Here is a 15,917-nt window from a genome sequence, read left to right on the forward strand (position 1 = left end):
GCCGCTCAGCCTTTAGCATCACCGGACAAACACCAAGCACAAGGCTTCCGATGTTCCGTTCCTTCTTCCTCAACCGGCGGTGGTTCGCGTGGTCCATCCTCGGGACCATCCTGATCCTCGCGGCGACCTGGTACCGCGTGCAGCTGGACGTGCAGATCAACGAGTGGTTCGGCACCTTCTACGACCTGGTGCAGAACGCGCTGTCCAAGCCGGGCAGCATCACGCTGGACTCCTACTGGCAGCAGCTCTCGACGTTCCTGTCGATCGCGATGATCTACGTCACCGTGGCGGTGGTGCTGGACTTCTTCATCAAGCACTACATCTTCCGCTGGCGCCAGGCGATGAACGACTACTACATGGAGCACTGGAAGAAGCTGCGCACGATAGAGGGCGCGGCCCAGCGCGTGCAGGAGGACACGATGCGCTTCGCCAGCATCATGGAAGGCCTGGGCGTGGACCTCATGCGCAGCCTCATGACCCTCGCGGCCTTCGTCCCCATCCTCTGGGTGCTCTCGGACAAGATCACCGGCCTGCCGGTGATCGGCGCCATCCCGCATTCGCTCGTGTGGGTGTCCATCGGCTGGGCCGTGTTCGGCACGGTGCTGCTGGCCGTCACGGGCATCCTGCTGCCGGGGCTGCAGTTCCAGAACCAGCGGCGCGAGGCCGCGTACCGCAAGGAGCTGGTGTACGGCGAGGACGATCCTGCGCGCGCCGAGAAGCCGGTCGTGGCGGTGCTGTTCCAGGAAGTGCGGCGCAACTACTTCCGGCTGTTCTTCCACTACCTGTATTTCGACGTCGTGAAGTGGTCGTACCTGCAGGTGAGCGTGCTGGTGCCGCTGATCGCCATCGGCCCTACGGTGGCGGCCGGCGTGATCACGCTGGGCGTGATGCAGCAGATCTCGCGCGCGTTCGACAAGGTGACGGAATCGTTCCAGTACCTCGTGTACAGCTGGAGCACGATCGTGGAGCTGATCTCGGTGTACAAGCGCCTGCGCGCCTTCGAGGCGCGGATCCACGAGCCGGATGCGGCGCCGCCGGACGATGGGTTGGTGCCGTTGAATCCTTGAGGCGGGCGATTGCTGGGGTGCCCTGCGGGCAACCCAGCCTACGGCCGTTGTCCACGGGAGGCGACCGGCCGTCGTTCACGGGAGGCCACCGGCCGTCTCGTTCACGGAGGCGACCGGCCGTCGTTCACGAGAGGCGACCGGCCGTCGTTCACGGGAGGCCACCGGCCGTCGTTCGCGGGAGGCCACCGACCGTCGTTCACGGGAGGCGGCCGGCCGTCGTTCACGGGTGGCCACCGGCCGTCGTCCACGGGAGGCGGCCGGCCGTCGCTCACGGGAGGCCACCGGCCGTCGTTCACGGAAGGCGACCGGCCGTCGTTCAACGGGAGGCGGCCGACCGTCGTTCACGGATGGTCACCGGCGGCCGCTCACGGGTATTCGTAGGCTGGGTTGCGCGAAGCGCACCCCAGCTTCGCGAGCGCCCGCAAGCGCGCCGCCGTCTCCGCATCCGCCGGAAAGAAGGTCTCCAGCGCCAGCTCCTGCAAGGTCACGTCCACCGGCGTGCCGAAGATGGTCGTGGTGCTGATCAGGTTCAGTACCCCGTCCGGCGTCCGGAAGCGCAGCGGCACGGCGATGCCGAGCACCTCGCCTTCCAGCCGCGTCTCGTCCGCCCCTTCCGGCACCGGATAACCCCGCAACTCCTGCTCCAGCGCGCGCAGCGTGCCATCGCCGGTCGCCTGGATCTGCTGCCGCAGCCGCTCGAACAGGTGGTGCCGCCACTGTCCCAGGTTGGCGAGGCGCGGCGCGACGCCGCGCGGGTGCAGGCTCAGGCGCAGCACGTTGACGGGCGGCTGCAGGAGTTCGGCGTCCACGCCGGCGAAAAGCTGTCCGGCCACGCCGTTGTGCGCCACGAGGTTCCAGTGGCGGTCCACGGCGAGGGCCGGGTGGGGCGCGTGGCTGCGCAGGATCAGCTGCACCGCCTCGCGTGCGGCGGCGAGCGCCGGGTCGTCCAGCGGCCGCTCGCGGTACATGGGCGCGTAGCCGGCCGCCACCAGGAGGGTGTTGCGCTCGCGCAGCGGCACGTCCAGCCGCTCCGCCAGGCGCAGCACCATCTCGCGGCTGGGCACCGAGCGTCCCGTCTCCACGAAACTCAGGTGGCGCGTCGAGATCTCCGCCTCGCCCGCGAGGTCCAGCTGGCTCATGCGGCGGCGCAGGCGCCAGTCGCGCAGGTGTTCGCCGAAGGGGCGCTGCGAAGCCGGCGCGGCCGGCGCGGCAAGGGCGATGTCCATGGCCTCGCATGGTAGAGGGCCCCGCGCGCCGGTTCCATGACCTGGGAGGTCATGCCTTGCCGCCCGTCGGAGCGGGCCCGCGCGGAGGCGGGGCATGGCATCTTGGTATGCTGGCAGGTCCGGGGGCGCCTTGCGCCCCGCCCGTCTCCACGTTCCCAGCATCCATGACCCGCGTCTTCAATTTCAGCCCCGGCCCTGCCACCCTTCCCGAACCCGTCCTGCGGCAGGCCGCCGCGGAGATGCTGGACTGGAACGGCTCCGGCATGTCGGTGATGGAAATGAGCCACCGCGGCAAGGAGTTCATGGGGATCCACGCCGAAGCGGAGGACCTGCTCGCGGAGCTGATGGGCATCCCGTCCGGCTACCAGATCCTGTTCATGCAGGGCGGTGCCATCGGCGAGAACGCGATCGTCCCCATGAACCTGATCGGCGCCACCGGCCGCGCCGACTACGTGCTCACCGGCGACTGGTCGAAGAAGTCCGCGAAGGAAGCGAAGACCTACGGCACGGTGAACGTCGCCGCAACCGGCGAGGCCTCGAAGTTCACGGCCATTCCGAAGCAGTCGGAGTGGAAGCTCGATCCCGGCGCCTCCTACGTCCACATCTGCTCCAACGAGACCATCGGCGGCGTGCAGTTCCACTGGACGCCGGACACGGGCAAGGTGCCGCTCGTGGCCGACATGTCCTCGGACATCCTCTCGCGTCCGCTCGACGTCTCGAAGTACGGCCTGATCTACGCCGGCGCGCAGAAGAACATCGGCCCCTCGGGCCTCACCATCGTCGTCGTTCGCAAGGACCTCCTCGGCCACGCGCTGCCGGTCACGCCGTCTGCCTTCAACTACCAGATCCAGGGCGAAGCGGACTCCATGTACAACACGCCGCCGACCTACGCGATCTACATCGCGGGCCTGGTGCTCAAGCACGTGAAGGCGCTCGGCGGCATGCCGGCCATGGCGGAACACAACGCGCGCAAGGCGAAGATCCTCTACGACTTCCTCGACGGCAGCAGCTTCTTCCGCAGCCCCATCTCGAAGGAGGACCGCTCCCTGATGAACGTGACCTTCTGGCTGAAGGACGACAAGCTCGACGATCCCTTCGTGAAGGGCGCCCTGCAGCACGGGATCTCCGGCATCAAGGGCCACCGCTCCGTGGGCGGCATGCGTGCCTCGATCTACAACGCGATGTCCGTCGAGGGCGTGCACGCCCTCGTGAAGTACATGCAGGACTTCGAAAGGCAGCATGGCTGAGGCCGTGTCCTTCGGGGTCCTGGTACTGAACCAGATCTCGAAGGCTGGTCTCGAGCGGCTGCCTGCCGGCCGCTACCTCACGGGCAAGGACATCGCCGAGCCCGACGCCATCCTGGTGCGTTCCGCGGACCTCCACGGCCGGGAGATCCCGGCTTCCGTGCAGGCCGTCGCCCGCGCCGGCGCGGGCACCAACAACATCCCCGTGCCGGCGCTGAGCGCGCGCGGCGTCCCCGTCTTCAACGCACCGGGCGGCAATGCGAACGCCGTCAAGGAACTCGTGCTCGCGGGCATGCTGATGGCGGCCCGCCGGCTCGGCCAGGCACAGCGCTTCGTCGACACGCTCGATGCCGCCGGCGGTGACCTCGAGAAGGTGGTGGAAGAAGGCAAGAAGGCCTTCGCCGGCTTCGAGCTGTGCCACCAGACGCTGGGCGTCATCGGGCTCGGCAAGGTGGGCGCGCTCGTCGCCGACGCGGCGATCAAGCTGGGCATGCACGTGACGGGCTACGACCCCGACATCACCGTCGAAGCGGCGTGGAGCCTGCCGTCGCAGGTGCAGCGCGCCACCAGCGTGGAAGACGTGCTGAAGCATTGCCTGTTCGTGACCCTGCACGTGCCGCTCGTGCCTGCGACGCGGCACCTGGTGGGTGCGAAGAACCTCCCGCTCATGCAGGCGGACGGCGTGCTGCTGAACTTCTCGCGCGAAGGCGTGGTCGACGATGCCGCGGTGCTGGCGGCGCTCGATGCGAAGCAACTCGGCCATTACGTCTGCGACTTTCCCAACGCGACCATCCTGCGCCACCCGGGCGTCATTGCCTTGCCCCACCTCGGTGCGTCCACGCGCGAGGCGGAGGACAACTGCGCCGTCATGGTGGCCGATCAGCTGCGCGACTACCTGGAGCACGGCAACATCCGCAACGCCGTCAACTTCCCGGACGTCCGCATGGGCCGCGGCACCTCGTGGCGCGTGGCCATCGCCAATGCGAACGTCCCGAACATGCTGGGGCAGATCTCCACGGCGATGGCGCAGGCCGGGCTCAACATCCACAACATGGTGAACAAGTCGCGCGGCGAGATGGCCTACACGCTGGTGGACGTGGACAGCCCCGTGGGGGAGCCGGTGCTCGCCGCCCTGCGCGCCATCGAGGGCGTGCTGTCCGTGCGTTACCTGCCGCAGCCCGCCTGACGCCCCCTCGCCCGCGTCTGGCGGCACAATGACGCAAAGCAACAACGAGAGGTCGAGAGAATGGCTCACGCGTTCGCCGAAACACTCCAGAGCTTCAAGGCCGGCATCGGCCTGGGCGGAAAGTTCTATTCGCTGCCCGCGCTGGCGGCCCAATTCCCCAACGTCAGGCGGCTGCCGGTCTCCATGCGCATCGTGCTGGAGTCGGTGCTGCGCAATTGCGACGGCAGGAAGGTCACCGCCGAGCACGTCGCGCAGGTGGCCAACTGGCAGCCCAACGCGGAACGCACCGAGGAGATCCCGTTCACGGTGGCGCGCGTCGTGCTGCAGGACTTCACCGGCGTGCCGCTGCTGGCCGACCTGGCCGCCATGCGCAGCGCGGCGCAGCGCCTGGGCAAGGACGTCAACAGGATCGAACCGCTGGTGCCGGTGGACCTGGTGGTGGACCACTCGATCATGGTCGACTACTACGGGCAGAAGAACGCCATCGACCTGAACATGAAGCTGGAGTTCCAGCGCAACCGCGAGCGCTACCAGTTCATGAAGTGGGGCATGCAGGCCTTCGACACCTTCGGCGTCGTGCCCCCGGGCTTCGGCATCGTGCACCAGGTGAACCTGGAGTACCTGGCGCGCGGCGTGCACCGCGGCCCGGACGACGTCTGCTACTTCGACTCCCTGGTCGGCACCGACAGCCACACGACGATGATCAACGGCGTGGGCGTGGTGGGCTGGGGCGTGGGCGGCATCGAGGGCGAGGCCGCGATGCTGGGGCAGCCGGTCTACTTCCTCACGCCCGACGTCGTCGGCTTCGAGCTCTCCGGCAAGCTGCGCGAAGGCTGCACCGCCACGGACCTCGTGCTCACCGTGACGGAGATCCTGCGCAGGCACAAGGTCGTGGGCAAGTTCGTCGAGTTCTTCGGCGAGGGCACGCGCAGCCTCGGCGTGACGGACCGCGCCACCATCGGCAACATGGCGCCCGAGTACGGGGCGACGATGGGCTTCTTCCCCGTCGACGAGCGCACCATCGAGTACTTCGAGGGCACCGGCCGCAGCAAGGAGGAAATCAAGCTGCTGGAGGCCTACTTCAAGGCGCAAGGCATGTTCGGCGTGCCGATGCCGGGCGAGGTGGACTACTCGCAGGTGATCCGGCTGGACCTCGGCACGGTGACGCCCAGCCTCTCCGGCCCCAAGCGGCCGCAGGACCGCATCGAGATCGGCAAGGTGGCCGAAACCTTCCGCACGCTGTTCTCGAAGCCCGTCGCCGAGAACGGCTTCAACAAGGCACCCGAGCTGCTGCAGACGCGCCACCTGGTGCACCGGCCGGGCGTGAACCTGATCGAGGACCGCCTCCCGCCCGACAATCCGCCGGTGCCGGCGGACGCGCCGCGCTTCGAGCTGGAGATGCAGGCCAACAAGCCGACGCCGCCGTCCGCGCACACGATGTCGGTGCCGCCGGTGGAGGTGGGCGACATCACGATCGGCAACGGCGACGTGCTGATCGCGGCCATCACGAGCTGCACCAACACGTCCAACCCCGGCGTGATGCTGGCGGCGGGCCTGCTGGCGAAGAAGGCGGTGGAGAAGGGCCTGCGCGTGCAGCCGCACATCAAGACCTCGCTCGCGCCCGGCTCGCGCATGGTCACCGAGTACCTGCGCGACGCGAAGCTGCTGCCCTACCTGGAGCAGCTCGGGTTCACGCTCGCCGGCTACGGCTGCACGACCTGCATCGGCAACTCGGGCGACCTCACGTCCGAGATCAACGAGGCGATCAGCCAGAGCGACCTGGTGTGCGCCGCCGTGCTGTCCGGCAACCGCAACTTCGAGGCCCGCATCCACCCGAACATCAAGGCCAACTTCCTCGCCAGTCCGCCGCTGGTGGTGGCCTACGCGATCGCCGGCACGATGCTGAAGGACCTCATGACGGAGCCCGTCGGCAGGAACGACAAGGGGCAGGACGTCTGGCTGGGCGACATCTGGCCGTCCAGCGACGAGGTCCAGAAGCTGATGAAGTACGCGATGAACGCGAAGGGCTACCGGTCCAACTACGCGAAGGTGAAGAGCGACCCCGGCGAGCTGTGGAAGAACATCGAGGGCGCGGCGGGCGAGACCTACGACTGGCCCGCCAGCACCTACATCGCCGAGCCGCCGTTCTTCGACGGCTTCACGCTGGAGGCGCCGGCGACCTCCGCGGCCGGCGGCACCGCGGGTGCGGCGCAGCCGCATGCGATCCGCGACGCGCGCATCATGGCGCTGTTCGGCGATTCCATCACGACGGACCACATCTCGCCGGCCGGCTCGATCAAGGACACGTCCCCCGCCGGCCGCTACCTGCTGGAGAACGGCGTGCAGAAGCCGGACTTCAACAGCTACGGTTCGCGCCGCGGCAACCACGAGGTCATGATGCGCGGCACCTTCGCCAACGTGCGCATCAAGAACCTGATGCTGCCCGCCGGCCCCGACGGCTCGCGCAAGGAGGGCGGCTACACCCTCTACCGCGGCGGGGACGGCCAGGCGCAGGAGATGTTCATCTACGACGCGGCGATGAAGTACATCGCCGAAGGCCGCCCGACCGTCGTCTTCGCGGGCGAGGAATACGGCACCGGCTCGTCCCGCGACTGGGCGGCCAAGGGCACGCAGCTGCTCGGGATCAAGGCCGTGGTGGCGCGCAGCTTCGAGCGCATCCACCGCAGCAACCTCGTGGGCATGGGCGTGCTGCCGCTGCAGTTCCAGGGCGACATGGGCTGGCAGTCGCTGGGGCTCACGGGCGAGGAGCTGGTGGACATCGAGGTCGACCCGCAGCTCAAGCCCATGAGCAACGCCGCGCTGATCATCCGCAAGCCGGACGGCACCAGCCGCGAGGTGAAGCTCACGCTGCGCATCGACACGCCCATCGAGGTGGACTACTACCGCCACGGCGGGATCCTGCCTTACGTGCTGAGGCAGCTCTTGACCCAGTGATGCTCGAACTGCTGGTGGCCGGCGGCGGGATCGCCGGCCTCGCCGCGGCGGTCGCGGCCCGGCATGCCGGCTGGGAGGCGCGCCTGTTCGAGCAGGCGCCCGAATTCACGGAGGTCGGTGCCGGGATCCAGCTCGGGCCGAACGCGACGCGCATCCTGCGCGAATGGGAGCTGTCCCCGCAGGCCCTGCACGCCGTGGCGCCGCCCCGCCTGCGCGTGCGCGACGGGGTCGACGGCGCCTTGCTCGCGCTGATGCCGCTGGGTGCGGATTTCGAGCGGCGCTACGGCGCGCCTTACCTCACGGTGCATCGCGCCGACCTGCACTCGGCGCTGCTGGCCGCCGCCCGCGACGCCGGCACGCGCCTGCACCCGGCCTGCCGCGTCCTCGAGGCGCAGGAGAGGGCCGATGCCGTCGCCCTGCGCACCGAGCGCGCGAAAGGGGTGGAAGGCGATGCGCTCGCCGTCGCCGAAGGCGTGTGGAGCGGCCTGCGCGCGCTGGTCGCCGAGGACGGGGCGCCGCGGAGCACCGGCCATCTCGCCTATCGCGGCATGGTGCGCCAGCAGGACCTGCCGCCGCTGCTGCGCAGCGACGAGGTGACCGTGTGGCTCGCCCCGCGCATGCACCTCGTGACCTATCCGGTGCGCGACGGCGAGTGGCTCAACGCGGTGTGCGTGGTCGAAGGCACGCAGGCGGGCGACCCGCGCAGCTGGGACCACGCGGCCTCGCAGGCGCAGCTGGACGCGGCGCTGGGCCCCGTGTGCAATGCCGTGCGCGAGCGCGTGGCGTGCATCCCCGAGTGGCGCCTGTGGGTGCTGCATGCGCGCACGCCGGTGGCGGCGCCCGGTGAGCTGGCCCGGGGCCGCATCGCGCTGCTCGGCGACGCGGCGCACCCGATGCGTCCCTACCTCGCGCAAGGCGCGGGCATGGCGATCGAGGATGCGCGGGAATTGCAGCGCGTGCTGTCGGTGGCCGACGGCCGCGTGATCGACGTGCCGACGGTCTTGCGCCGCTATGCGCTGAACCGCTGGGAGCGGGTCGCGAAGGTGCAGGAGCGTTCCGAGCGCAACGGGACGGTGTTCCATGCGACCGGGCCGCTGCGCATGGCGCGCAACACGGCGCTGCGGACGCTGGGGGCGAAGCTGCTGGACCAGCCGTGGTTGTATCGTTGACCGGTGGGGTTCACTTCGTTTACCTGCCCGCGGCCCGCCGCGGCCACCCCACAGAAACCCACGCGCGTGAGCCATCCCCTGTAGGGTGGCGGCGCGCCAGCGCCGGAAGGTGAGCGCCAGCAAACCCCACCGCCAGGCTCACAAGTCCGTCCGCAGCTGCCAGATCTCCGGAAACAGCACCACGTCCAGCATCTTGCGCAGGTAGCTCACCCCGCCCGTGCCGCCCGTGCCGCGCTTGAAGCCGATCACCCGCTCCACGGTGGTCACGTGCCGGAAGCGCCAGAGGCGGAACGCGTCTTCCAGGTCCGTGAGCTCCTCGCCGAGCTGGTACAGGTCCCAGTGCTGCTGCGGCGCGCGGTACACCTGCAGCCAGGCCTGCTCCACTTCCTTGCTCGCCTCGTACGGCTGCGTCCAGTCGCGCTGCACGTGCGAGGCGGGCATGGGCACGCCGCGGCGCGCGAGCAGGCGCAGCGACTCGTCGTAGAGCGAAGGCGCCTCGTACGCCGCCTGCACCACGGAGAGCCGCTCCGCATGGTGCGCGTGCGGCTTGAGCATCGCCGCATTCTTGTTGCCGAGGCGGAATTCGATGCAGCGGTACTGCCAGCTCTGGAAGCCGCTGGAGTTCGCGAGGTAGGGACGGATCGCGCTGTACTCCGGCGGCGTCATGGTCGCCAGCACGTCCCACGCGTGCACCAGCTGCTCCATGATGCGCGAGACGCGGGCCAGCATCTTGAACGCGGGCGGCAGCTCGTCGGCGGCGATGCTGGCGATGGCGGCCGAGAGCTCGTGCAGCATCAGCTTCATCCAGAGCTCGCTCGTCTGGTGCTGCACGATGAACAGCATCTCGTTGTGGTCCGGCGAGAGCGGCTTCTGCGCCGACAGGATCGCGTCGAGCTGCAGGTAGTCGCCGTAGCTCATGTCCCGGCTGAAATCGAGCTGCGCGCGCTCGCTGCGCACGATGTCTTCTGGCTTGTTCATGTCACTGCATGCTGCTGGTTGAATTCGGGCCGCTGCCACTCCTCCTCGGCGAGGACCTGGCGCAGGTGCTCCACGGCGTGCCACGTGTCCTCGAAGCCGACATACAGCGGCGTGAAGCCGAAGCGCAGGATGTCGGGGCGGCCGGCGCGGAAGTCGCCGATGACGCCGCGCGCGATCAGCGCCTGCACGATCGCGTAGGCGCCGGTGTCGCGCGTGAGGCAGACCTGCGAGCCGCGCCGCGCGTGTTCGCGCGGCGTCGCCAGGCCGAGGCCGTGGCCGGCGCAGCGCTCCTCCACGAGCGCGATGAACAGGTCGGTGAGCGCGAGCGACTTGCGGCGCAGGGCCTGCATGCCGCCGAAGCGGTCCGCGGCGTGCAGCGTGTCGAGGCCGCATTCCAGCGCCGTCATGCTCAGGATCGGCTGCGTGCCGCACAGGTAGCGCGCGATGCCCGCGGCCGGCTGGTAGTCGTGCGTGAAGGCGAACGGCGCGGCGTGGCTCCACCAGCCGGAGAGCGGCTGCCAGAAGCGGTCCGCATGCCGCGGGTGCACCCATGCGAAGGCAGGCGCGCCCGGGCCGCCATTGAGGTACTTGTAGCCGCAGCCGATGGCGAAGTCGGCGTCGGCCCCGCGCAGGTCGACCTCCACCGCGCCGGCGCTGTGGGCCAGGTCCCAGACAACCAGCGCCCCCGCGGCATGCGCCGCGCGCGTCACGGCGGCCATGTCGTGCATCGCGCCGGTGCGGTAGTTGACGTGCGTGAGCATCAGCACCGCGGTGCGCTCGTCGACCGCCGCGGGCAGCTCCTCTGCGTCCACGAGGCGCAGCTCGAGCCCGCGCTCGCGGCAGAGGCCTTCGGCGATGTAGAGGTCGGTGGGGAAGTTGCTGCGCTCGCTGACGATCACGCGGCGCGACGGGGCATCGGCGGCCGTGATGGAAAGCGCCGCGCTCAGCACCTTGAACAGGTTGATCGACGTGCTGTCGGTCGCCACCGTCTCGCCGGCGCCGGCGCCGACCAGCGCGCCTATCCTGTCGCCGAGCCGGCGCGGCAGCTCGTACCACCCGGCGGTGTTCCAGGAGCGGATCAGCCCCTGGCCCCATTCCTCGCGCACCGCCTTTGCGACCCGTTCCGGCGCGGCCCTGGGCAGCGGGCCGAGCGAATTGCCATCGAGGTAGATCACGCCTTCGGGCAGCGTGAAGAGGTCGCGCAGCGGGCGCAGCGGGTCGCGCGCGTCGAGGGCGCGGCAATCTTGCAGGGTCGTCGTCATGGAAGGCTTCGCAGCACGGCGCGCACGGGGGACGCGTCGGCGGCCATGAGTTTCAGGGGCAGGGCGATCAGCTCGTAGTCGCCTTCCGGGACCGCGTCGAGGACGAGGTTCTCCAGCACGCGCAGGCCGCGGCGGCGGATCACCTGGTGGCTGTCCAGGGTCTTGCTTTCCGCCGGGTCGATGCTGGCGGTGTCGATGCCGACGAGGCGCACGCCGAGGTCGGCGAGGCGCTCAAGCGTCTGCGGTGCATAGGCGGCCAGCTGCGGGTCCCAGCGGTCCACGGGGGCGCGCTCGTACGTGCGCACGAGCACGCGGGCGGGCAGGTCCTGCACGGCGTGCGCGAGGTCGTCCCAGGTCACGAGCGGGCCGCGCCCGATCGCGTGGATCACGCGGCAGCGTCCCAGGTAGGGCTCCAGGTCGAGCGCGCCCACCGGCACGCCCTGCGGGTCGTAGTGCAGCGGGGCGTCGGCGTGAGCGCCCACGTGGGGCGAGAGGGTCAGCGTGCTGACGTTGACGGGGCAGCCGGGCGCGATCTGCGCGGCCCACTGCTGGCGGTACGGCGTGTCGCCGGGGAAGACGGGCGCGCCTTCCTGCACCGGCGGAGAGATGTCCCAGAGGCGTGGCATGCGGCGCAGTGTGCGCTGCTGCCGGAGGGCGTGGTGTCGGTTGCTTCCAACAGCCTGCAAAAATTCTTCAGGCTTAAAGCATCCCCGTTTCGACCGGCGCCAGGCCGTGCCGTGCCCGTGCCTGCTCGCACGCGTCGCTGCCGGGCTCGAGCTCGCGGCAGGGGTTGGGTCGCCACTCGTAGATGCCGCAGGAGGCGCGCTCGCCGACCTTGCCGACGAGGGCCGCGCAGCGGACGGGCTGGTGGTCGGTGCCGCGCATGCGCCAGGTGCTGCCCGTCACCTCGACGGCGAGGCCCATGGGAACGGTGCCGCCTTCGTCCAGCAGTTCGCAGGCGGAGAAATCGACGCGGTAGGCGGCGCAGCAGGCGCCGCAGCGCAGGCAAGGGTGCTCGGGATTTTCTTGTGACATTTCAACGTCAACGCGAGAAGCGGCGCGGGCGTTGGGGCAGGGCTGTATGGAGATACAGATCGCCGCACGCCACAGGAGGCCACCATGGAACTGCAGATCGCGCGCCAGATTATCGACACCCTGGCGCAGGGCATCCACCCGGTCACCGGGGAAGCCATGCCGGAAGACAGCCCTTACAACGCCCCGCCGGTCATCCGCGCGCTGCACGCGGTGTCGCGGGCGCTGGAATGCGCGCTCGCGCCGCCCGGGGAGGCGCCGGAGGGCGGCAAGTCGCGCGGCAGTCCGCCGCCCAATGCCGGCAAGAAGTGGACGGAGCAGGAAGACGCCGCGCTGGAAACCGCCTACGACGCGGGCATCCCGCTGAAGCAGGTCGCGCAGGAGCTCGGTCGCACCGCGTTCGCGGTGGAGCAGCGGCTGGTGAAGCTCGGCAAGGTCGAGGCGCCCGCGGGCGGTGGCCGCTACGGCAGCACGGCCCGCGAGCCGCTCGCGGCCTATGCCTAGTCGGTGACGCGCCCGAGCAGGAGGTACTCCATCAGTGCCTTCTGCACGTGCATGCGGTTCTCCGCCTCGTCCCACACCGCGGACTGCGGGCCGTCGATGACCTCGGCTTCCACTTCCTCGCCGCGGTGCGCGGGCAGGCAGTGCATGAAGAGGGCGTCGGGCTTGGCGACCTTCATCATCTCGGTGTCGACGCACCAGTCCGCGAAGGCCTTGCGGCGCTCCTCGTTCTCCGCCTCGAAGCCCATGCTGGTCCACACGTCGGTGGTCACGAGGTCGGCGCCGCGGCAGGCTTCCATCGGGTCCTTGAACACCTTGTAGCTGTTCGGACTGCGGATGCCGGCGATGTCCTGGTCCACCTCGTAGCCGGTGGGCGTGCTCACGTGCACCGTGAAGCCCAGGAGCTCCGCCGCCTGCAGCCAGGTGTTGGCCATGTTGTTGCCGTCGCCGACCCACGCGACCACGCGGCCCCGGATCGAGCCGCGGTGCTCGATGTAGGTGAAGATGTCCGCCAGGATCTGGCAGGGGTGGAACTCGTTGGTCAGGCCGTTGATGACGGGCACGCGCGAGTGCGCGGCGAAGCGCTCGATCTTGTCCTGCCCGAAGGTGCGGATCATCACCAGGTCCACCATGCGGCTGATCACCTTGGCGCTGTCCTCGATGGGCTCGGCGCGACCGAGCTGGCTGTCGCCCGTGGTGAGGTGCACCACCGAGCCGCCCAGCTGGTACATGCCCGCCTCGAAGCTCACGCGCGTGCGCGTCGAGGCCTTCTCGAAGATCATGGCCAGGGTGCGGTCCGCCAGCGGGTGGTACTTCTCGTAGGCCTTGAACTTGCGCTTGATCTCCGCCGCGCGGCGGAACAGCCACTCGTGCTCCTCGGTGCTGAAGTCGCTGAACTGCAGGAAGTGCTGGATCGGCATGGTGCTCACTGCGCGAGGAAGTCCTTCACCAGCGGGGCCAGGATGGAGACCACCTCGTCCGCCTGGCGCTCGGTCATGATCAGCGGCGGCAGCAGGCGGATCACGGTGTCCGCGGTGACGCTGATCAGCAGGCCGGCGTCCGCGGCGCGCTGCGTGAGCACGCCGCAGTTGCGATCGAGCTCGACGCCGAGCATGAGGCCCTGGCCGCGGATCTCGACCACGCCCTTGAGGCCGCCGAGTTCGCGGGCGAGGGCGCCCTTGAGGTGGGCGCCGACGCGCGAGGCGTTCTCCAGCAGGCCGTCCTCTTCCATGATGCGCAGCGTCTCCACGCCGGCCCGCATGGCCAGCGGGTTGCCGCCGAAGGTCGTGCCGTGGTTGCCCGGCTGGAAGATGTTGGCCGCGCGGGGGCCGGCCACCACGGCCGCGATCGGCACGCCGGAGCCCAGGCCCTTGGCGAGCGGCATCACGTCGGGCTGGATGCCCGCCCACTGGTGGGCGAACCACTTGCCCGTGCGGCCCATGCCGCACTGCACCTCGTCGATGACCAGCAGCCAGTCCTTCTGGTCGCAGAGTTCGCGCACCTTCTGCAGGTAGTCGATGCGCATCTGGTTGATGCCGCCTTCGCCCTGGATGGTCTCGAACATCACGGCCACGACGTTGGGGTTGCCCTGCGTGGCCTTCTTCAGCGCGTCGATGTCGTTCATCGGCACGCGGATGAAGCCTTCCACCAGCGGGCCGAAGCCCTGCTGGACCTTCTCGTTGCCGGTGGCCGAGAGCGTGGCGATGCTGCGGCCGTGGAAGGCCTTCTCGTAGACGACGATCTCGGGGCGGGCGATGCCCTTGTCGTGGCCGAACTTGCGCGCGAGCTTGATCGCCGCCTCGTTGGCTTCCAGGCCGGTCGAGCCGAAAAACACGTTGGTGAGGCCCGACAGCTGCACCAGCTTGGCCGCCAGCTTCTCCTGGTTGGGCACGTGGTAGTAGTTGCAGCTGTGGATGATCTTCGCCACCTGGTCCTGCAGGGCGGGGACCAGCTTGGGGTGGTTGTGCCCGAGCGTGTTGACCGCGATGCCGGCCAGCGCGTCGAGGTAGCGCTTCCCGTTCACGTCCCACACGTAGCAGCCGTCGCCGCGCTCCAGCGCGATCGGCAGCCGGCCGTAGGTGTTCATGGTGTGGGGCGACGACGCCTCGATCTGGGCCATGGGTGCGTTTCCTCGAATCACAAATGAAAGCGGCTCAACGTGTGAAGTGAGCCGTTGAGGGCCGATTGTAGGCACACGGCCCGCGCGCCTTGTTTGAGAATTCCGCATCACAGCGATGCCCGCGACAGCCCCCTGACAGGCCCGCGGGCGACCATGGCGGCTGCCAACTCTTATATAAGATAGAATACTTGTGCGCCGCAGCAAGGGCCTTCCCTGCGCGCCCGGCGCCAGGCCACGACATGGATTCCAAGCTCCCCCGCGAAGTGTTCATCCAGGGCGTCACCCGGGACGGACGCACCTTCCGCCCCAGCGACTGGGCGGAACGGCTGGCCGGGGTCATGAGTTCCTTCCGCCCCGGCGGCGCCCAGCCCGGGAGCCACCTCAATTACTCGCCCTGGTGCATCCCCACGGTGATCGAAGGCGTGAAGTGCGTCATCGTGAACCGCGAACTGCGCGACTACGAGCCCATGGCCTGGGACTTCGTCATCAACTTCGCCAGGGACAACAACCTGAAGGTGTCCGAGGGGAAGTTCGAGAGGTAGCTGCGTATCGGGCAGGAGAACGCAGAGGTCGCAGAGATCACGCAGAGGTCGCGGAGAACAGCCTCCAGAAGGGCTTCTCTGCGACCTCTGCGAACCCTCTGCGACCTCTGCGTTCAGGAATGCCTTCCTCCCGCGCCCGCTGAATGGACGCGCCCATGAAAAAACCGCCCGAAGGCGGTTTCTCACTTTGCTGGCAGCGCACCCGGTTCAAACGGCGCGAACCTTGCGGTTCACGGGCTGACCCGACGCTGTGACGTCAGGCGGCGGCCTGGAGGCCCTTGACCTTCGCGGACAGGCGGGACTTGTCGCGAGCGGCCTTGTTCTTGTGGAAGATGCCCTTGTCGGCCACCGTGTCCACGATCGCTTGCGCCTTGGCGAAGAGTTCGGTCGCCTTGGCCTTGTCACCGGCGGCGACGGCCTTCTCGACGTTCTTCACCGCGGTGCGGTACTTGGAGCGCAGCGAGGTGTTCGCTGCGTTGAGCTTGACGTCCTGGCGGGCGCGCTTGCGGCCCGACGCCAGGCGGGGGTTCTTCTTCTTGGGTTTGGCAGAAGCCATGGGAGATCCTTTACGTGTCTGAGGATGTTGCCAGCAAAGCCGACCATTATAGCCCGCGCCCCAGGAGCCTGCGCGGCAGA

General features: G+C 69.1%; 15 protein-coding genes. 7 read left to right on the forward strand and 8 right to left on the reverse strand.

Annotated features, from left to right (window positions below):
- The first annotated feature begins 50 nt into the window (after positions 1-50).
- Positions 51-1,067, forward strand: coding sequence for a peptide antibiotic transporter SbmA (gene sbmA / locus H8N03_RS03760; RefSeq protein ID WP_187074766.1), 1,017 nt, complete (start codon positions 51-53; stop codon positions 1,065-1,067).
- 365 nt (positions 1,068-1,432) lie between these two features.
- Here the strand turns inward: sbmA and H8N03_RS03765 are convergent, their stop codons facing one another.
- Positions 1,433-2,293, reverse strand: a complete 861-nt coding sequence (locus tag H8N03_RS03765; RefSeq protein ID WP_187074767.1) for a helix-turn-helix domain-containing protein — start codon at positions 2,291-2,293, stop codon at positions 1,433-1,435.
- A gap of 164 nt (positions 2,294-2,457) precedes the next feature.
- On the opposite strand from H8N03_RS03765, the gene serC reads away from it, so the two are divergent.
- Genes serC through H8N03_RS03785 form a run of 4 tightly spaced genes read left to right on the forward strand, consistent with a single transcriptional unit; the run spans position 2,458 to position 8,847 of the window.
- Positions 2,458-3,540: a 3-phosphoserine/phosphohydroxythreonine transaminase gene (serC, locus tag H8N03_RS03770; RefSeq protein ID WP_187074768.1), complete on the forward strand. Its 1,083-nt coding sequence runs from the start codon at positions 2,458-2,460 to the stop codon at positions 3,538-3,540.
- Positions 3,533-4,723 carry a phosphoglycerate dehydrogenase gene (locus H8N03_RS03775; RefSeq protein ID WP_187074769.1) on the forward strand — a complete coding sequence of 397 codons (1,191 nt, stop codon included), beginning with the start codon at positions 3,533-3,535 and terminating at the stop codon, positions 4,721-4,723. The genes serC and H8N03_RS03775 overlap by 8 nt, the downstream gene beginning before the upstream one ends.
- A 60-nt stretch (positions 4,724-4,783) precedes the next feature.
- Complete coding sequence (locus tag H8N03_RS03780; RefSeq protein WP_187074770.1) at positions 4,784-7,678, forward strand: aconitate hydratase; 2,895 nt, start codon at positions 4,784-4,786, stop codon at positions 7,676-7,678.
- Complete coding sequence (locus tag H8N03_RS03785; RefSeq protein ID WP_187074771.1) at positions 7,675-8,847, forward strand: FAD-dependent monooxygenase; 1,173 nt, start codon at positions 7,675-7,677, stop codon at positions 8,845-8,847. Before H8N03_RS03780 ends, H8N03_RS03785 begins: the two co-directional genes overlap by 4 nt.
- Before the next feature lie 138 nt (positions 8,848-8,985).
- Here the strand turns inward: H8N03_RS03785 and kynA are convergent, their stop codons facing one another.
- The 4 genes from kynA to H8N03_RS03805 all read right to left on the reverse strand — a co-directional run bounded on the left by kynA (position 8,986) and on the right by H8N03_RS03805 (position 12,122).
- A complete protein-coding gene (kynA, locus tag H8N03_RS03790) occupies positions 8,986-9,825 on the reverse strand; it encodes a tryptophan 2,3-dioxygenase (protein WP_187074772.1) in 840 nt (279 codons plus the stop codon).
- On the reverse strand, positions 9,822-11,087 hold the full coding sequence (gene kynU, locus H8N03_RS03795; RefSeq protein ID WP_187074773.1) for a kynureninase: 1,266 nt from the start codon (positions 11,085-11,087) through the stop codon (positions 9,822-9,824). The genes kynA and kynU overlap by 4 nt, the downstream gene beginning before the upstream one ends.
- Positions 11,084-11,713 (reverse strand): arylformamidase, encoded by a 630-nt coding sequence (gene kynB, locus H8N03_RS03800; protein WP_187074774.1) that lies wholly within the window; start codon positions 11,711-11,713, stop codon positions 11,084-11,086. The genes kynU and kynB overlap by 4 nt, the downstream gene beginning before the upstream one ends.
- A 73-nt stretch (positions 11,714-11,786) precedes the next feature.
- Positions 11,787-12,122: a YkgJ family cysteine cluster protein gene (locus H8N03_RS03805; protein ID WP_187074775.1), complete on the reverse strand. Its 336-nt coding sequence runs from the start codon at positions 12,120-12,122 to the stop codon at positions 11,787-11,789.
- A gap of 84 nt (positions 12,123-12,206) precedes the next feature.
- Between H8N03_RS03805 and H8N03_RS03810 the strand changes: the two genes are divergently transcribed.
- Positions 12,207-12,623 carry a hypothetical protein gene (locus tag H8N03_RS03810; protein WP_187074776.1) on the forward strand — a complete coding sequence of 139 codons (417 nt, stop codon included), beginning with the start codon at positions 12,207-12,209 and terminating at the stop codon, positions 12,621-12,623.
- Here H8N03_RS03810 and argF read toward each other — a convergent pair.
- Positions 12,620-13,540 (reverse strand): ornithine carbamoyltransferase, encoded by a 921-nt coding sequence (gene argF / locus H8N03_RS03815; RefSeq protein WP_187075213.1) that lies wholly within the window; start codon positions 13,538-13,540, stop codon positions 12,620-12,622. The two genes, H8N03_RS03810 and argF, sit on opposite strands and share 4 nt — an antisense overlap.
- A gap of 5 nt (positions 13,541-13,545) precedes the next feature.
- The gene (locus H8N03_RS03820; RefSeq protein ID WP_187074777.1) at positions 13,546-14,739 is read right to left on the reverse strand and encodes an aspartate aminotransferase family protein; all 1,194 of its coding nucleotides are present in this window, start codon (positions 14,737-14,739) and stop codon (positions 13,546-13,548) included.
- Positions 14,740-14,978: 239 nt separating this feature from the next.
- Here H8N03_RS03820 and H8N03_RS03825 point away from each other — a divergent pair, with 239 nt between their 5' ends.
- On the forward strand, positions 14,979-15,281 hold the full coding sequence (locus tag H8N03_RS03825) for a DUF3579 domain-containing protein (RefSeq protein WP_187074778.1): 303 nt from the start codon (positions 14,979-14,981) through the stop codon (positions 15,279-15,281).
- Positions 15,282-15,537: 256 nt separating this feature from the next.
- Here H8N03_RS03825 and rpsT read toward each other — a convergent pair whose 3' ends face one another.
- Positions 15,538-15,837, reverse strand: coding sequence for a 30S ribosomal protein S20 (gene rpsT, locus H8N03_RS03830; protein WP_187074779.1), 300 nt, complete (start codon positions 15,835-15,837; stop codon positions 15,538-15,540).
- Positions 15,838-15,917 lie beyond the last annotated feature (80 nt).

Source organism: Ramlibacter cellulosilyticus, from assembly GCF_014297465.1.
Lineage (GTDB): Bacteria > Pseudomonadota > Gammaproteobacteria > Burkholderiales > Burkholderiaceae_C > Ramlibacter > Ramlibacter cellulosilyticus.